Origin of the sequence: Bacillus carboniphilus (assembly GCF_020524035.2) — a bacterium.
Lineage (GTDB): Bacteria > Bacillota > Bacilli > Bacillales > JAIVKR01 > Bacillus_CC.
This window is the reverse complement of record NZ_CP129013.1, coordinates 1,067,484-1,085,392: the sequence shown is the minus strand read 5'-3', so window position 1 is coordinate 1,085,392 and position 17,909 is coordinate 1,067,484. Positions and strand designations below refer to the sequence as shown.

General features: G+C 37.4%; 20 protein-coding genes. 19 read left to right on the top strand and 1 reads right to left on the bottom strand.

Annotated elements, in window-relative coordinates:
- Positions 1-29 precede the first annotated feature (29 nt).
- The 19 genes from pyrR (at position 30) to LC087_RS05380 (ending at position 16,173) form a co-directional block, all read left to right on the top strand.
- A complete protein-coding gene (gene pyrR, locus LC087_RS05470) occupies positions 30-575 on the top strand; it encodes a bifunctional pyr operon transcriptional regulator/uracil phosphoribosyltransferase PyrR (protein ID WP_226538405.1) in 546 nt (181 codons plus the stop codon).
- A gap of 212 nt (positions 576-787) precedes the next feature.
- The gene (locus tag LC087_RS05465) at positions 788-1,666 is read left to right on the top strand and encodes an aspartate carbamoyltransferase catalytic subunit (protein ID WP_306020269.1); all 879 of its coding nucleotides are present in this window, start codon (positions 788-790) and stop codon (positions 1,664-1,666) included.
- 14 nt (positions 1,667-1,680) lie between these two features.
- Positions 1,681-2,967: a dihydroorotase gene (locus LC087_RS05460; protein ID WP_226538404.1), complete on the top strand. Its 1,287-nt coding sequence runs from the start codon at positions 1,681-1,683 to the stop codon at positions 2,965-2,967.
- Positions 2,964-4,061, top strand: a complete 1,098-nt coding sequence (locus tag LC087_RS05455) for a carbamoyl phosphate synthase small subunit (RefSeq protein WP_226538403.1) — start codon at positions 2,964-2,966, stop codon at positions 4,059-4,061. Before LC087_RS05460 ends, LC087_RS05455 begins: the two co-directional genes overlap by 4 nt.
- On the top strand, positions 4,040-7,246 hold the full coding sequence (gene carB / locus LC087_RS05450; RefSeq protein WP_306020266.1) for a carbamoyl-phosphate synthase large subunit: 3,207 nt from the start codon (positions 4,040-4,042) through the stop codon (positions 7,244-7,246). Before LC087_RS05455 ends, carB begins: the two co-directional genes overlap by 22 nt.
- Positions 7,246-8,028, top strand: coding sequence for a dihydroorotate dehydrogenase electron transfer subunit (locus LC087_RS05445; RefSeq protein ID WP_226538401.1), 783 nt, complete (start codon positions 7,246-7,248; stop codon positions 8,026-8,028). The genes carB and LC087_RS05445 overlap by 1 nt, the downstream gene beginning before the upstream one ends.
- Entirely contained in the window at positions 8,025-8,960 is a 936-nt protein-coding gene (locus LC087_RS05440; protein ID WP_226538400.1) for a dihydroorotate dehydrogenase, read from the top strand. Before LC087_RS05445 ends, LC087_RS05440 begins: the two co-directional genes overlap by 4 nt.
- On the top strand, positions 8,929-9,630 hold the full coding sequence (gene pyrF / locus LC087_RS05435; RefSeq protein ID WP_226538399.1) for an orotidine-5'-phosphate decarboxylase: 702 nt from the start codon (positions 8,929-8,931) through the stop codon (positions 9,628-9,630). The genes LC087_RS05440 and pyrF overlap by 32 nt, the downstream gene beginning before the upstream one ends.
- Positions 9,631-10,254 carry an orotate phosphoribosyltransferase gene (pyrE, locus tag LC087_RS05430; protein ID WP_226538398.1) on the top strand — a complete coding sequence of 208 codons (624 nt, stop codon included), beginning with the start codon at positions 9,631-9,633 and terminating at the stop codon, positions 10,252-10,254.
- A 54-nt stretch (positions 10,255-10,308) separates the two neighbouring features.
- The gene (locus LC087_RS05425; RefSeq protein WP_226538397.1) at positions 10,309-10,449 is read left to right on the top strand and encodes a hypothetical protein; all 141 of its coding nucleotides are present in this window, start codon (positions 10,309-10,311) and stop codon (positions 10,447-10,449) included.
- Positions 10,450-10,644: 195 nt separating this feature from the next.
- Entirely contained in the window at positions 10,645-11,361 is a 717-nt protein-coding gene (locus LC087_RS05420; protein ID WP_226538396.1) for a phosphoadenylyl-sulfate reductase, read from the top strand.
- A 1-nt stretch (position 11,362) separates the two neighbouring features.
- Positions 11,363-11,671 carry an inorganic phosphate transporter gene (locus tag LC087_RS05415; protein ID WP_306020260.1) on the top strand — a complete coding sequence of 103 codons (309 nt, stop codon included), beginning with the start codon at positions 11,363-11,365 and terminating at the stop codon, positions 11,669-11,671.
- A gap of 7 nt (positions 11,672-11,678) precedes the next feature.
- Positions 11,679-12,035, top strand: a complete 357-nt coding sequence (locus LC087_RS05410) for an inorganic phosphate transporter (protein ID WP_306020259.1) — start codon at positions 11,679-11,681, stop codon at positions 12,033-12,035.
- The gene (locus LC087_RS05405) at positions 12,004-12,390 is read left to right on the top strand and encodes an inorganic phosphate transporter (RefSeq protein WP_306020257.1); all 387 of its coding nucleotides are present in this window, start codon (positions 12,004-12,006) and stop codon (positions 12,388-12,390) included. Before LC087_RS05410 ends, LC087_RS05405 begins: the two co-directional genes overlap by 32 nt.
- Positions 12,390-12,989 (top strand): adenylyl-sulfate kinase, encoded by a 600-nt coding sequence (gene cysC, locus LC087_RS05400; protein WP_226538394.1) that lies wholly within the window; start codon positions 12,390-12,392, stop codon positions 12,987-12,989. The genes LC087_RS05405 and cysC overlap by 1 nt, the downstream gene beginning before the upstream one ends.
- Positions 12,990-13,037: 48 nt before the next feature.
- A complete protein-coding gene (locus tag LC087_RS05395) occupies positions 13,038-14,651 on the top strand; it encodes a nitrite/sulfite reductase (protein ID WP_226538393.1) in 1,614 nt (537 codons plus the stop codon).
- Positions 14,648-14,863, top strand: a complete 216-nt coding sequence (locus LC087_RS05390; protein ID WP_226538392.1) for a DUF3906 family protein — start codon at positions 14,648-14,650, stop codon at positions 14,861-14,863. Before LC087_RS05395 ends, LC087_RS05390 begins: the two co-directional genes overlap by 4 nt.
- A 2-nt stretch (positions 14,864-14,865) precedes the next feature.
- Positions 14,866-15,621, top strand: a complete 756-nt coding sequence (gene cobA, locus LC087_RS05385; RefSeq protein ID WP_226538391.1) for a uroporphyrinogen-III C-methyltransferase — start codon at positions 14,866-14,868, stop codon at positions 15,619-15,621.
- A gap of 21 nt (positions 15,622-15,642) precedes the next feature.
- A complete protein-coding gene (locus LC087_RS05380) occupies positions 15,643-16,173 on the top strand; it encodes a precorrin-2 dehydrogenase/sirohydrochlorin ferrochelatase family protein (protein WP_226538390.1) in 531 nt (176 codons plus the stop codon).
- A 20-nt stretch (positions 16,174-16,193) separates the two neighbouring features.
- Here LC087_RS05380 and LC087_RS05375 read toward each other — a convergent pair whose 3' ends face one another.
- Entirely contained in the window at positions 16,194-17,900 is a 1,707-nt protein-coding gene (locus LC087_RS05375; protein ID WP_226538389.1) for an Rqc2 family fibronectin-binding protein, read from the bottom strand.
- Between the last annotated feature and the right edge of the window lie 9 nt (positions 17,901-17,909).

Genomic DNA, 17,909 nt, shown 5'->3' with positions numbered 1-17,909 from the left:
TTTTATTTGAGAGAAATGAGGTGGTCATGATGTCTCAAAAAGCATTGCTTTTAGATGAAAGTGCGATTCGCCGTGGTTTAACGAGGATTGCTCATGAAATTATCGAGAACAATAAAGGGATTCAAGACTGTATTCTTGTTGGGATTAAAACACGAGGCATATACTTAGCTAAACGTTTGTCTGAACGGATTGAACAAATAGAAGGATCTTCAATCGGTGTAGGTGAACTCGATATTACGTTATATAGAGATGATTTAACTACAAAAACGAGCGACCAACAACCGGTTGTTAACGGATCAAACATCCCTTTTGAAATTGATGATAAAACAGTTATTATTGTTGATGATGTTTTATATACGGGAAGAACGGTGCGTGCGGCAATGGATGCTTTAATGGATATTGGAAGACCATCGCAAATTCAGCTGGCAGCACTGGTGGATCGAGGACATCGAGAACTCCCTATTAGAGCAGACTATGTAGGAAAAAATATTCCGACTTCTAGTTTGGAAAAAATCGTCGTTGAACTTAAGGAAGTCGATGAACTTGACCAAGTAACGATTCATGAAAAAACTTAATATTGTCCTTTTTAACGAGGTCCAGAGAGGCTTCGAAGAGGATTCTGTATAAAGATACTTTGTGTGTGTTCAACAACTATGGGAAAAAGTGTAGGAAAATGAGACTGCTTCCTTATGGGTTTTGAACTTATCCTTAGTGTATCTTTTTTAGAAAACCTCTTTGTAGACCTCACAAAGAGGTTTTTTTACATCTAAATGTTGGAGTGATAAAGGTGACAAAACATTTATTAACAATGTCTAAACTAACAATCGAAGAAATTGACCAAATATTAATTGATGCAGAAGCTTATCGAAAAGGGGATGGCTGGAAGTCAAAAAACTCGTTATTTGTTGCCAATTTATTTTTCGAACCTAGCACGAGAACACGCTTTAGTTTTGAGGTGGCTGAGAAGAAACTAGGGTTGAATGTATTAAATCTAGAAGATTCTAATTCTAGCACTCAAAAAGGCGAAACCTTGTATGACACCGTCAAAACAATCGAAGCAATTGGCAGTGACGCACTTGTCATTCGTCACTCTCAAGATCACTACTTCCAAGAAATAATTGATCATGTTTCTATTCCAATTTTGAATGCGGGAGATGGATGTGGACATCATCCTACACAAACATTGTTAGACTTATTAACGATGAAACAAGAGTTTGGGTCCTTATCAGGATTAACAGTGGCTATTATAGGAGATATTCGTCATAGCAGAGTGGCAAGGTCTAATGCTGAAACGTTAACGAGACTTGGCGCACAAGTGCTGTTAGCCGCTCCTGATGAATGGATTGATGATTCTGTTTTGGGTGAGTATGTTTCTATAGATCAAGCAATCTCTCAATCTGATGTTGTCATGATGTTACGTATTCAACGGGAAAGACATGAACATGGAACCACTCAAATCAAGTATTTAGATTTTTTTGGATTAACAAAAGAAAGAGCATCGAAAATGAAAAATTCGAGCATCATTATGCACCCTGGGCCTTTTAACAGAGGGATAGAAATAGATTCAGATCTAGTAGAAGCACCACAATCAAGAATTTTTAAGCAAAAAAGAAATGGTACTTTCGTCCGTATGGCTGTACTTAAAAGAGCACTTCATCATTTATAAGGGGGGAATTGATCATGAATACCATCATTAAGGAAGCAATCGTATTAACGACAGAAGGGGAATTAACAAGAGCAGATGTATTAATAAAGGGGAATAAAGTGGCGGAAATAGCTAAAAATGTCCAAGCAGAAGAAGCAAAGGAAATAAAAGCGGATGGAAAGCTACTCATCCCTGGCCTTGTGGATGTTCATGTTCATTTAAGAGAGCCTGGAGGGGAACATAAAGAGACCATTGAAACAGGTACGAAAGCAGCAGCAAAAGGTGGATTCACCACTGTTGCGGCGATGCCTAATACTCGTCCAGTACCTGATTGCAAAGAAACGATCGATTGGTTAATGAAACGAATTGAAGAAACGGCTCATGTACGAGTTCTACCTTATGCCTCCATTACAGAACGACAAGTTGGAAAAACGATTACGGATTTTCAAGAGTTAAAAGAAGCAGGTGCATTTGCTTTTACAGATGATGGAGTTGGAGTACAAACGGCTCAAGTGATGTATGAAGCGATGAAAAAAGCGGCAGAGCATGGATATTCGATTGTTGCTCATTGTGAGGATAACAGTTTAATATATGGCGGATGCGTTCATGATGGTCATTTTTCAAAAAAACACCAATTAAAAGGAATTCCATCCATATGTGAGTCTGTTCAAATTGCTCGAGATGTTTTGCTAGCTGAAGCTACAGGTTGTCATTATCACGTCTGTCACATTAGTACGAAAGAATCGGTAAGAGTCGTGCGAGATGCGAAAAAAGCGGGAATTAACGTAACGGCTGAAGTGACTCCTCATCATTTGTTGCTTTGTGAAGAGGATATTCCAGGACTTGATGCGAATTTTAAAATGAATCCTCCACTTAGAAGTAAAGAAGATCAAGAGGCTCTTTTTGAAGGATTATTAGATAGAACCATTGATTTTATCGCGACAGATCATGCTCCTCATAGTTTAGAAGAAAAAGAGGAGGGAATGGAGCTCGCTCCATTTGGAATTGTCGGATTAGAAACGGCCTTTCCACTTTTATATACGCATTTAGTGGCAACAAATAAGGTGACACTAAAACAGCTTGTGGACTGGCTCACAATAAAGCCTAGTCAAAATTTTAATCTTCCTTTTGGCCGATTACAAGAAGGTGAATTGGCTGATTTAACCTTAATCGATTTAGATGAAAGTAAAAAAATAAACCCTAGTATGTTTGCTTCAAAAGGGAAAAATACACCCTTTACAGGTTGGGAAGTAAAAGGATGGCCCGTTTTAACGATGGTGAATGGGGAAGTTGTATGGAGAAAAGGGGAGAGAGTAGAATGAAAAGACAGCTTGTATTAGAAAATGGCGAAGTGTTTGTTGGTAAGGCGTTCGGAAGCTTAAAAGAGACCATTGGTGAAGTTGTATTTAATACTGGAATGACAGGTTATCAAGAAATTTTATCTGACCCTTCCTACTGCGGTCAAATTGTCACGTTAACATACCCTTTAATCGGTAGTTATGGAATTAATCGAGATGACTTTGAATCGATTAACCCCTCTATTAATGGAATGATTGTGAAGGAAGTTTGTGACACTCCTTCGAATTTTAGAAGTTCATTTGGTTTGGATGAATATTTAAAAGCAAAGGACATACCAGGTATATGTTCGATTGATACAAGAAAGTTAACGAGAATCATACGTCAATTTGGTACGTTAAAAGGGGTGATTTGTTCAATTGAGGAAGATGTTCAGTTAATTGTAAAAGAGTTGAAAGACCACTCTCTTAGGACTGATCAAGTAAGCCAAGTATCGACAAAAACAGCTTATCCAAGTCCAGGGCGAGGAGATCGAGTTGTGTTAGTTGATTACGGGATGAAGCATGGCATTTTACGAGAGTTAAATAAACGAAACTGTGACGTAGTTGTTGTCCCTTATCACACAACGGCTGAAGAAATTTTATTGTTAAACCCTGATGGAGTGATGCTAAGCAATGGACCTGGAGATCCGAAAGATGTTCCAGAAGCAGTTGAAATGATTAAAGGAATTTTAGGGAAGGTTCCTCTGTTCGGTATCTGTTTAGGACATCAGCTATTTGCTTTAGCATGCGGAGCGAATACAGAAAAGATGGTTTTTGGACATCGTGGTTCGAATCATCCAGTAAAAGAATTGAAAACAAATAAAGTTGCTTTAACGTCTCAAAATCATGGATATACCGTCCAAAAAGATTCAATTAAAGATACGGATTTAACCATTACTCACTTAGCTTTAAATGACGGAACCATTGAAGGGTTAAAACATAGCTTCTATCCAGCGTTTACTGTTCAATATCATCCTGAAGCATCGCCTGGTCCTGAAGATGCAAATGAACTATTTGACGACTTTCTAAACTTAATGAGAGAAAAGGGGAATCAATCATGCCAAAGCGTACAGATATAAAAAGAATATTAGTCGTTGGTTCTGGTCCTATTATTATCGGGCAAGCTGCTGAATTTGATTACTCTGGAACGCAAGCTTGTCTAGCATTGAAGGAAGAAGGATATGAAGTTATTTTAGTCAATTCCAACCCTGCTACGATCATGACAGATACAGAGATGGCGGACAAAGTGTATATTGAACCTTTAACGGTGGAGTCTTTAAGTACAATCATAAGAAAAGAGCGACCTGATGCCTTGCTACCAACATTAGGTGGTCAAACGGGTTTAAATTTAGCGGTCGATTTATCAAAGGCGGGTGTGTTAGAAGAATGCTCGGTCGAAATTTTAGGAACGAAATTATCGGCTATTGAAAAAGCAGAGGATCGAGATTTATTTAGGTCGTTAATGAACGAATTAAATGAACCTGTTCCTGAGAGTGAAATTGTTCACAACCTTGAAGAGGCGAAGACATTTGTTGAACGAATAGGCTATCCTGTCATCGTTAGACCTGCTTATACTCTTGGGGGGACAGGTGGAGGGATTTGTGAAAACGAGGATGAACTTAATGAAATCGTTGTTAGTGGTTTAAAAAATAGCCCTGTTCACCAATGCCTAATTGAGAAGAGTATAGCTGGCTTTAAGGAAATTGAATATGAAGTGATGAGAGATCATCAAGATCATGCAATCGTCGTTTGTAATATGGAAAACATTGATCCAGTCGGAGTTCATACGGGAGACTCGATTGTGGTCGCTCCAAGTCAAACATTAGCGGATCGTGAATATCAACTGTTAAGGAACGTTTCGCTAAAAATTATTCGCGCGCTCGAGATTGAAGGCGGATGTAATGTTCAGCTCGCTCTTGATCCTCATAGCTTTTCTTATTATGTCATTGAGGTTAATCCTCGTGTAAGCAGATCTTCTGCTTTAGCGTCAAAAGCAACCGGCTATCCGATCGCTAAATTAGCAGCGAAAATAGCGGTAGGATTAACACTAGATGAAATGAAAAATCCGGTAACAGGAATGACCTATGCTTGTTTTGAACCTGCACTGGATTATATCGTGACCAAAATTCCTCGCTTCCCATTTGATAAATTTGAGTCTGCAAATCGCCGTTTAGGGACACAAATGAAAGCTACAGGGGAAGTAATGGCGATCGGCCGTACGTTTGAAGAATCGTTGCTTAAGGCGGTTCGGTCGTTGGAAGACGATTATCACCACATCGAACTAAAAAATGCTCAACAATTTGAGAATGAAATCGTTGAAAAAAGAATCCGAAAAGCGGGCGATGAGCGCTTATTTTATATTGCGGAATCCATGAGAAGAGGATACACAGTAGAAGATATCTATAACTATAGTCAAATTGATCGTTTTTTCTTAGTGAAAATGGAAAAAATTATTCATTTTGAAAAAGTTCTATTGGAAAACAAAAGGAATGTAGAAGTTCTAATAGAGGCAAAAGAACTTGGGTTTTCCGATTATACGATCGGTCAATTGTGGGGAATGGAAGAAAGAGAAGTATATGAGTTCCGTAAAAAAAGCGGAATTATGCCAGTCTATAAAATGGTTGATACGTGTGCTTCAGAATTTGTTTCGACTACTCCATACTTTTACGGCACGTATGAAGAAGAAAACGAATCCATTTCTTCTTCTAAACAAAAAGTAATCGTCCTTGGTTCTGGTCCGATTCGAATCGGTCAAGGAATTGAGTTTGACTATTCTACTGTTCATGCGGTGTGGGCGATACAAGAAGCGGGCTATGAAGCGATAATTATTAACAATAATCCAGAGACAGTCTCAACCGATTTTAGTATTTCTGACAAGCTTTATTTTGAGCCTTTAACCATTGAAGATGTCATGCATGTAGTGGATTTAGAAAAGCCACTTGGGGTTGTAGTTCAATTTGGCGGTCAAACGGCTATTAATCTAGCAAGCGAACTACAAGAACGGGGAGTGACCATTTTAGGCACGAGTTTAGAAGATATGGATCGTGCTGAAGACCGCGATCGATTTGAACATAGTTTAAATGAACTTAGCATTCCTCAACCACTTGGAAAAACGGCGGTTTCTCAAGAGGAAGCGATTGAAATTGCCAATCATATAGGCTATCCCGTCCTAGTGAGACCTTCTTATGTTTTAGGGGGACGCGCGATGGAAATTGTTTATTATGAAGAAGAGCTCATTCATTATATGAACAATGCAGTGAAAATTAACCCGAAGCACCCGGTTTTAATAGATCAATATGTAATAGGAAAAGAAATTGAAGTAGATGCCATTTCTGATGGAGAAACAGTAGTCATTCCAGGAATTATGGAGCATATCGAACGCGCCGGGGTACATTCTGGTGATTCGATCGCCGTTTATCCACCACAAACATTATCAGATAGCATTAAGCAACACTTAATTGATTATACGGAAAGGCTCGCTAGAGGATTAAACATTGTTGGACTATTAAACATTCAATTTGTATTATGTAAAGAGCAATTGTTCGTATTAGAGGTGAATCCAAGGTCGAGTCGAACAGTTCCATTTTTAAGCAAAATTACAAATGTGCCAATGGCGAACGTGGCAGCGAAAGTCATTTTAGGTCAGTCGTTAACAGACCTAGGCTATAAAAATGGCATGGTGAAAGAACGTAAAGGCGTCTTTGTCAAGGTTCCTGTCTTTTCGTTTGCTAAACTTCGCAGAGTCGATATAACGTTAGGTCCTGAAATGAAATCAACAGGAGAAGTAATGGGAAAAGACGTCACATTAGAAAAGGCCTTATACAAAGGTTTAGTCGCATCAGGAATTCAAATTAAACAACATGGATCAGTGTTGTTAACGGTTGCTGATAAAGATAAGGAAGATGCGATTTTAATTGCAAAAAGATTCCATCATATAGGTTATCAGTTACTAGCAACAGAAGGAACAGCCAATTATTTAAAAGCCGCGAATATTCCCGTTCGTGTCGTAAATAAAATTGGTAGTGGTGAGAAAACTTTATTAGATGTAATTCGAAATGGTAAAGCTCAGTTTGTAATAAACACGTTAACAAGAGGAAAGCAGCCAGCACGAGATGGGTTTAAAATTCGCCGTGAATCGGTAGAAAATGGTGTTCCATGTTTAACATCACTTGATACCGCCAAAGCAATTTTACGTGTACTTGAAACGATGTCCTTTACGACGGAAGCGATGACTCAGCTAGAGCGTGTTGAGGTGAGCGATTGATGATCACTAAACAATGGATGGAAATTGATAATCACAGAAAAATAGCTGATCACATTTGGGAGCTTACCTTAAAAGGAACGTTGGTAGAGCAAATCGAGCGACCTGGTCAATTTATTCATATCAAGGTCGATTCGAGCTCAGATCTATTATTAAGGAGACCGATTAGCATTTCCAGCTTTGATAAACAAGAAGGTTGGATGAAACTGATTTATCGTGCTCAGGGAGAGGGAACGAAAAGGTTAAGTCAAAAACACGTCGGAGATAAAGTCGATGTTTTAGGACCTTTAGGAAATGGATTTGAGATTGAGAAGGTAGAGGACCATGAAACGGTGATGATTGTAGGTGGAGGAATTGGCGTCCCTCCCCTTTACGAACTTTCTAGACAGTTTAAAATGCAAAACAAAAAGGTCACTCATGTATTAGGGTTTCAATCTCGAGACGTATCTTTTTATCAAGAGGAGTTTTCTCAGTTAGGTTTAACATTTGTAACGACTGTTGATGGAACGGAAGGGACAAAAGGATTTGTAACCGACGTTATGAGAAAGAACATCAAGGATTCAGATGTTATTTTCACATGTGGTCCAACGCCAATGCTTCATGCCATTGAAGAAACCTTTTCTAATCATAAACGGTTTATTTCACTCGAAGAAAGAATGGGCTGCGGCATTGGAACCTGTTTAGCGTGTGTATGTAAAGTGAATAGTGATTCAAGTGATACAGCTTATAAAAAAGTTTGTTCAGATGGTCCTGTTTTCCGTGGAGGAGAGGTGATTTACGGATGATGAATATAGAGTTGCCAGGATTATCGCTGAAAAACCCGATCATGCCTGCTTCTGGTTGTTTCGGTTTTGGTAAAGAGTTTGCAAATTTATATGATTTATCCTTGCTTGGTGCAATCATGATTAAGGCGACGACATTGGAGCCACGCTTTGGTAATCCAACTCCGCGTGTAGCGGAAACCTCATCGGGGATGTTAAATGCGATTGGTTTACAAAACCCAGGACTTGAGGTTGTGATAGAAACAGAGCTTCCTAGGCTCGCTCAGTATGATGTGCCGATCATTGCAAATATTGCTGGATCAACGGTAGCCGATTATGTAGGGATTTCTCGTGAAATTAGTAAGCAAAACAATGTAAAAGCACTCGAGTTAAATATATCTTGTCCTAATGTAAAAACAGGTGGGATTGCATTTGGGACAGATGCGCAAATGGCGGCTAATTTAACAAAGAAAGTGAAGGAAGTTTCGTCTGTACCTGTATACGTAAAGTTATCTCCGAATGTCACTAACATTGTCGATATTGCGATGGCCGTTGAAGAGGCTGGTGCGGATGGATTAACGATGATTAATACGTTGCTTGGAATGAGGTTGGATATAAAAACAGCTAAGCCAATCATCGCCAATAAAACAGGGGGACTTTCTGGACCTGCTATTAAACCAGTTTCTATTCGAATGATTTACGAAGTAAGTCAAAAAGTGTCGATTCCAATCATAGGAATGGGTGGTATCCAAACGGTAGATGATGTTATCGAATATTTTTATGCCGGAGCAAGTGCGGTTGCGATTGGAACAGAAAACTTCGTCAATCCATTCGTTTGCCCAGAATTAATAGAAAGCTTGCCAAAGAGAGTGAAAGAGTTAGGTTTCGATCATATTAACCAATGTGTTGGGAGGAACTGGAAAGATGAACGAACATCCATTAATCGTTGCCCTTGATTTTCCAAGCATACAACATACGCAATCTTTTTTACAAAGGTTTGATCATGAAAAGATTTATGTAAAAGTAGGGATGGAATTATACTATAAGGAAGGACCAGCCATTCTATATCACCTTAAAGAAACAGGACACAAAATCTTTTTAGATTTAAAATTACACGATATACCTCATACCGTGAAATATGCCATGAAACAAATTGCTTCTTTAGGTGTCGATATGGTCAATGTTCATGCAACAGGTGGAAAAGAAATGATGATGGCAGCAAAAGAAGGATTAGAAATCGGTTCTGGAAAAGAAAATACGCCGAAATGTATTGCTGTTACACAACTAACGAGCATCGATGAAGAAATGATTCATAAAGAACTCCTAATTGAAAAATCTCTAGAAGAATCAGTTAAACATTTTTCTCAATTAGCGTATGAAAGTAGCTTGGATGGAGTCGTATGTTCCCCTCATGAGGTACCTCTTATTAAATATGAGGATTTCATAACGGTAACTCCAGGGATACGTTTATCAACAGATCAAAAAAATGATCAAAAACGAGTGACAACTCCTGAAGAGGCTAAAAAACTTGGTTCAACGGCGATTGTCGTGGGAAGAAGTATCACTCGTTCAGATGATCCTTATACAGCCTATTTAGAGATTAAGAAACAATGGGAGGAAGCGTAAATGGAAGTAGCGAAACGATTATTAGAGATTGAAGCTGTTGCTCTACAGCCAAACGACCCATTCACTTGGTCTAGTGGAATCAAATCACCGATCTATTGCGATAATCGCTTAACCTTGTCTTACCCTGAAGTTCGATCATTTATTGCCGACAAGCTTTCAATGATGGTAAAAGAAAAGTTTCCTGAAGCTGAGATGATTGCAGGGACGGCGACTGCAGGAATTCCACACGCCGCTTTCGTAAGTGAAAGACTTACTTTACCAATGTGTTACGTAAGAGGGAGTGCTAAAAGCCACGGAAAAGGAAAACAAATTGAAGGGAAAATCCTAAAAGGACAAAAAGTAGTCGTAATTGAAGACTTAATTTCAACAGGGGGAAGCTCTTTAAATGCGGTCCAAACCTTGCAAAAAGAAGGAACAGACGTCCTAGGAGTAATCGCGATTTTTAGCTACAACTTAGAAAAAGCAAATCAAGCATTTGCGGAGGCGAACATTCCTTATTATTCGTTAAGCAATTTTGATTCTTTACTTAAGGTAGCCCAGAAGCAAGAAACGATTGCAGAAAAAGATGTGGACAGGTTAATGCTTTGGAAGCAAGACCCAACAAACGAACATATCTGGTTATAGGTCCTTTTTTAAACATCTATTTAGCCCTCTAGTCTTTTCACTAGAGGGCTTTCATTGTCAAATTTAATTGATGAGGTTATGACCGTAACTTTTCTTAGAGTCTATTTTTTAAAAGTTAAATCATTTAATGACTTATCAGTGATCCTTTGTCTAGTAGGGGTTATGGGAATTGAATTTAGAAAAAAACAGTCTTAATAATTCCTATCTGAAAAATCGGATTGACATCCTAAAGTAAATTGTGTAAAATTTCAGATAAATAAGAATTTATACTACACTTAAACCAAATGAATCAAAGGTGACACCTCCCTGCGAAGTAAGGGGTGTCGCCTTCAATATTTTTAGGTGAAGAACTTGTCTCAAAATTTTAAGAAAGGAGGTGTGAGGATCGAGATGTTAACGTACGAAGATGAAATTGGGGAACTTACCTTCGATAAAAAAGATGAGACAAAAGGAGCCTTGCAAGTATTAAATTGGGCTTTTGAGACTTATGATAAGGATGCAATTGTTTATGCCTGTAGTTTTGGCATAGAGGGAATTGTTTTAATCGATCTACTAACGAAAGTTGAATCTTCTGCTACGGTTGTCTTCTTAAATACACACCTTCACTTTCAAGAAACCTACGATGTTATTAACTCTGTAAAAGAAAAATACCCTTACTTAGTTATAAAACTAATCGAACCTGAGCTATCTGTTGAGGAACAAGCAAATCAATATGGAGAAAAACTTTGGGAAAGAAACCCTTCCTTATGTTGCCACCTTCGTAAAGTAGATCCATTAAGAAAAACGTTACAAAATAAATATGCATGGATTTCAGGTCTTCGAAAGGAACAATCTTTAACGAGAGAGCATATACAGTTTATAAACCAAGATCATCAATTTAAAAAAATTAAAATTTGTCCTATTGCACATTGGACCTGGAAAGAAATATGGCGCTATGCTCATAACAATCATTTACCATACAATAAATTACATGATCAAGGTTATCCAAGTATTGGTTGTTTCCCTTGTACGTCTCCAACCTGTCAAGAAGAAGATTTACGATCAGGAAGGTGGAAAGGAAAAGACAAACTTGAATGCGGACTACATGAGAACGTAAGAAGGTCATAATATGGAATGGATTGCAATTATAATCAGTTGTTTTTTTGCTTTAAATATAGGTGCAAGCGGAGCCGCAGCCTCCATGGGAGTGGCGTACGGATCTAAAGCAATTAATCGAAACATTCATGCCCTTTTCATTTGTGCAATTGCTATTTATCTAGGGGCGACAATAGGTGGGGGGGAAGTAATCCGGACCATTGGTGAGGGGCTTATTGATCCACAATTCTTAACGATTAAGATCGTTATCGTTATTTTGCTTTCTGCCACAATGTCGTTGTTTATTGCCAACCTATTAGGAATCCCCCCTATCGACAAGTGAAGTGACGGTGGGAGCCGTTGTTGGTGTAGGTGCTTCACTAAGCTCAGTTTATATTGTACCGCTTATAGGGATCATTTCCTTATGGTTTCTAGTTCCTTTGATTGCATTTTTCTTAGCCTATTTTGTTAATAATTTTTTACAAAAGCATCAAGATCGACTCGCAGCATTAGAGAAAGCGAAGGGATTAACCTATTTATTAATTGGTGCAGGATTTTTAGAAGCCTTTGCAGCAGGGATGAATAATGTGGCCAATGCGGTAGGACCTATAGTAGGTGTAGGATTATTTACTGAAGGAGAAGGAAAGTGGATTGGTGGATTTTTTATAGCCTTAGGTGTTATTTTACTCGGAAAAAAAAGTTCTTGAAACGAATGGAAAAAGGATTGTAGAATTTTCAAAATTACAGGGATTACTCGTTTCTTTAACAGGTGGTTCTCTTGTACTCATATGTTCCCTCTTTGGTGTTCCCATCCCAATGACACAAATAACCACTTCCTCTTTAATTGGGCTTGGAGCATCTAAGGAAGGAAGCGACGTTTTTAAGAAAAAAATCGTTCGCCAAGTTTTTCGAGTATGGCTACTTTCTCCATTTTTTTCTTTCGTATTATCTTTCATTATTTTTCAAGCATGGATAAACTCTTATCACTTACTATGGGTAATCCTCCTATTACCGCTCATATGGATTTTATGGAAAAGGGCATTAAAAATTCTTAAAAGGTGATGACATTGTCTAAAGAAATAACTTGGCATCAAGCATTAGTAACAAAACAAGAACGGAGAGAGAAGCTAGGTCACCATAGCTTTGTAATATGGTTTACAGGGTTATCTGGTTCTGGTAAATCTACTTTAGCAAATGAAATTTCAAGGAGTCTGTTTGATGAGGGGATTTTGAACTACGTCCTAGATGGTGACAATATTAGACATGGACTCAATAAAGATTTACATTTTTCCGAAGAAGATCGTAAAGAAAATATTCGTCGTATTGGTGAGACTAGTAAGTTGCTAGTAGACGCAGGAGTAGCAGTTATAACTGCTTTTATTTCTCCTTATGAAGAAGATCGAAAATTAGTTCGAAGCTTGTTAGAAATGAATGAATTCATTGAAGTCTTTGTTGATTGTTCTTTATCGGAATGTGAAAATCGGGATCCTAAAGGATTGTACGAAAAAGCTAGGAATGGAAAAATTAAAGACTTTACGGGGGTTGACGCTCCGTATGAGAAACCGTTAAACCCGGAAATTAAAGTAGACACAGAGAGAGAGAGTATTAATCAATCAGTTAAAAAAATACTAAAATATTTGAAAAATAAAAATATGATTTAAAACTGAGCCATATATTTATAGAGAGTGAATAAAAAGGGGGCACTTTTTATGACTTATATAAAAAAATGGGAGAACCAGCCTAACCTTAATAAGGTAGAAAAAATGAAGCTAAAAAAAGATGGCTTGGAAATATATAATGACATTCCTAAGTATGCAAAAGAAGGATTTGATTCCATTCCGAAAGAAGAGTGGGATTTGTTTAAATATGCAGGGCTCTATTTGCAGAGACCGAAAGAAGACGGTTACTTTATGCTAAGAGTAAACATTCCCTCAGGGGTTTTGTCTTATAATCAAGCGATCGTTTTATCAAGTATTGCCAAAGACTACGGCCGAGGTGTTTATGATATAACTACTAGGCAAGCGGTTCAATTTCATTGGTTGACAATCGAGGACATTCCAGACATCTTCAACCGATTGAAGTCAGGCGGATTATCATCTGCTGGAGCTTGTGGCGATATTACTAGAAATATTGTTGGAAATCCACTTGCGGGAATTGACGGAGACGAATTGTTAGATACAAGACCGATTGTTGAAGAAATCTATCAGTTGTTCCAGCGAAATTCTGATTTTTCAAACCTCCCTCGAAAATATAAAGTATCCATTAGCTCTAATGTGTATAATGCATCTAATGCAGAAATCAATTGTTTATCATTCATACCTGCTACAAAAAAAATAAGTGGTGAGGAAAAGGTTGGTTTTCACGTTAAGGTAGGAGGAGGGCTATCATCGAAGCCTTATTTAGCTGAAACGCTGAATATGTTTGTTCTACCTGAACAAGTGAAAGATGTAGCTGTAGCAGTAACAACAATTTTTAGAGATTATGGATACAGGGAAAAACGACATCGAGCGAGGCTCAAGTTTTTAGTTGCGGATTGGGGAAAGGAAAAATTTCAAGATAAATTAGAAGAGTATGTTGGGGAGTTCCCGACTTTAGGAAAAGATGAAACAAAAGGCTGGAATGCAGGTTATTTTTACGGTGTTCATTCACAAAAACAAGAAGGTTTATCTTATGTTGGATTGAATATTCCTGTTGGTCGTTTGAGAGGGGAAGATATCCAAAATTTTGCAAATATTTCTAAAAAGTATGGGGATGGTGAACTGAGGCATTGCAACTCTCAAAATTTAATTATCCCAAATGTAAAAAATGAAAATATCGATCAATTGCTTGAAGAACCTATTATTCGAAATAAATATAAAGTTAAGCCTCCTATATTTATGGGGTATGCAGTCTCATGTACAGGCATTGAATATTGTAATTTAGCATTAGTTGAAACGAAAGAAAGAATGAGGGAACTTGCGAAGTCTCTTGATGAAAGAATTTCCTTAGATGTTCCTGTTCGGATACATATCGTCGGTTGCCCAAATTCTTGTGGCCAAAGGCAAATTGCTGATATTGGGCTACAAGGAATTAAGATTAAAACAAAGGATAAGAGGTTAGTAGAGGCATTTGAAATTTATATTGGTGGGACCTTGGAGAATGGAGGGGAATTTAATCAAAAATTAAAAGGGAAAGTTGAAGCCGATCAATTATTGTCTGCATTAGTTTACTTATTAAATCAGTTTAAAGATCAGAAGAAGACAGGTGAGAATTTTTTGAAATATATTGATCGAGTGGGTGTCGATTCCATACAAGAAACGTTTAATCAATGGTTTTTAGTATGAATATATATCGATTTGAAGTAAAGTGTGAGCAAGGATTGGTTCCTGTCATCATTATAGCAGACACGGACGAAATAGCGTTTAAACAAGTCGATATAGAATTAGAGAAGTACTATATATCAGTACCTCAAATTGATGAAATTGTTTTATATGAAAAGAAGAACGCTAAAAAAACGACAGGTTTTGTTTTAGCTGCTAGTTTCTTGGAGGGATGATGGTGGGGTATGTGTATCTTGTTGGAGCTGGTCCTGGAGATCCCGAACTACTTACGTTAAAAGCTGTTAAGTGTATTCAATCTGCAGATGTCATTTTGTACGATCGGTTAGTGAATCAAGAAATTTTGTCGTATGCAAAAAAAGAAGCGGAATCCATATATTGTGGGAAACAACCAAATAATCATTCAATGAAACAAGAAGAGATTCATCAATTATTAATTCAGTTTGCTAAGGAAGGAAAAAAAGTCACGAGGTTAAAAGGGGGAGACCCTTTTGTATTTGGTCGTGGGGCGGAAGAAGCAGAGCAGCTAGCTCAAGCTGGAATTGATTTTGAAATTGTCCCAGGCATCACCTCTGGTTTAGCCGCTCCTTTGTATGCAGGTATCCCAGTAACCCATCGAGAGTTTAGTTCAAATACGATGTTTATATCCGGTCATATGAAAAAAGACGGTGAAAAAGAATTAAACTGGGAATATGTGGCCGCTTTTGTCGACACTTTAGTGATTTACATGGGGATTACGAACCTTATAGACATTTGTAAAAGATTAATGGTGAGTGGAAAAAATAGTTCTACTCCTTTAGCTGTTATTCATTGGGGGACTTATAAACATCAAAAAACGGTGATCTCTTCTCTCCAAGAAGTTTGTGAAAAGGGGGATCATTTAAACTTCCAAAGCCCGAGTATTGTTGTAATTGGTGAGGTTGTTCGATTTCATGAAAAGATCAACTGGTTAGCATTTAAACAAGAGGTATTGTAAAGATTTGAAAGGATGCGATTTATGATTAGTATTGTTTTATCATTAAAAGACAAAAAAGTGGTCGTTGTTGGAGGGGGCGCTATTGCCGAGAGAAAAATCAAAAACATGTTGGCGGAGGAAGCGCTTATAACCGTCGTTAGCCCAATGATAACGGAGGAAATACAAAAATGGAAGGATAAAAAGAAACTAACGTGGCATCAAAAATATTTTCAGAAACGAGATTTAGAAGGTGCTTTTTTAGTTATTGCAGCCACAGATCAAGAAAACGTAAACAAACAAATTGCGGATCAATGCACCCCAAATCAACTAGTGAATGTGGTTTCATATTACGAACAAGGGAATGTCATCTTTCCAGCTTCAGCTAGCAAAGAAAATATTTTAGTGTCGGTTTGTTCATTTGGAGCGGATCCAAAATGGGCAAAAAAAATGTGCAATGACACAATCAAGCGTTTGTCAGAAGAAGAGATTGAAGCACTCTCTAAAAAACACCAAGTGAGAAAGAGAATGCTTATTAGTAGCAGTCAAACAAAAATCCCTGTTGACCCTAAATAATCAGGGATTTTTGTGATAAATTACTTTTTCAAAGATAATATTTTGTCCTCATCAGGAGTCGCATAAATCGTTAGCTGGTCGTCATAAATGACATAACCAGGTTTTGCTCCATTTGGTTTTTTGACGTTTTTAATGAGCGTATAATCAACAGGGACATTGCTTGAATTTTTCGCTTTACTAAAGTAAGCGGCAAGTTGAGCGGCTTCCATAATACTCTCTTCACTAGGATTTTCACTCTTTAAGACAACATGGGAGCCGGGTATATCTTTCGTATGAAACCAAAGATCACGTTTACTTGCAAATTTATTTGTTAAATATTCATTTTGTTTATTGTTTTTGCCTACTAAAATGACTTCTTGATTGCTCGTCAAATACTTTTCTAATACGGGAGCTTGTTGCTTTCGTTTTTTTGATTGCTTTGATTGTTTTTTCTTAAAGTAACCACCTTCAATCAATTCTTCTCTTATTTCCTTTACATCTTTTACGGAGGCAGATTCTAATTGTTGAAGAAGTCCTTCGATATATTCAATTTCTATGTTCGTTTGTTCAATTTGCTCCTTCACAATTGATATTGATTTTTTTGCCTTTTGATATTTTTGAAAATAAAATTGGGCGTTTTCAGACGGTGATTTTAAAGGATTTATCTCAATTGTTAATGAGGAATTATCCTCTTCATAATAGTTGCTAACCGTGACCTTTTTATCGCCTTTTTTAAACGCATAAATATGGGAAGTTAATAGCTCGCCAAACAGTCGATATTGATCTGCTTGTTTAGCTGAATCTAATGTATTCGCCAATTTTTTTAATTTTGTTTTATTCTTTTTTCGCTCGTTAAGTAAAAACCTTTCAATGTCATGTGTTTGTTGTTTGACTCGGTCTCGTTCCGCTTTTTGGAAATAAAATCGATCAAGCATTTCGCTCAACGAGTCAAATGATTTCGTCTCACTTTTTATATGGTCTAAAGGAAACAAGTAAAACAACTCTTTTTCCTTGTTAATCATAATGGTGGGATTCATTTGTCTATCTTTTATTTTTTCAAGAAGGGAGCACACTTCTTTCGGCAAGGTAGCACGATTGGCAATTCCTGCTTTAAATACCATCTCTTTCGCTAATAAAGGAGAAATTCCGCCAATCTTTTGCACAATTTGATCCGCCAATTTACCAGAATTAAAATCGAGTTTTCGAAGAACATCTTCTTCTGAAATGTGAAAAGCGTCCAACTTGTCTTGCTTTGGTGGCAAAACGTATGGCTGTCCAGGTAAGACTGTGCGATATCGGTTTTGGGCAGGTGATAAATGCTTAATGGCATCAATAATTATATTTTTGTCGATGTCCATTAAAATAATGTTACTATGTCTTCCCATAATCTCAATGATTAAACGTTTATAAGTAATGTCACCAATTTCATTTCTGGAGCGAACGGTGATAAAGATCATTCTTTCACATTCATGACCTTCAATTTCTTCAATCACACTTCCTTCTAAATGCTTTCTTAATACCATACAAAACATCGGAGGAACTTCGGGATTTCCAAGAGTTTCATTAGTTAAATGCACTCGTGAATAGCTTGGGTGAGCCGATAGTAATAATTTTTGGTTTTTTCCATTACTTCTAATATGTAAAATAACTTCGTGTTTAAATGGTTGGTATATTTTTGTGATTTTACCGTTCTTAAGCTGCTTCAGCTCATTAATCATGCAATAAGTGAAAATTCCATCATACGCCATCGATTACAA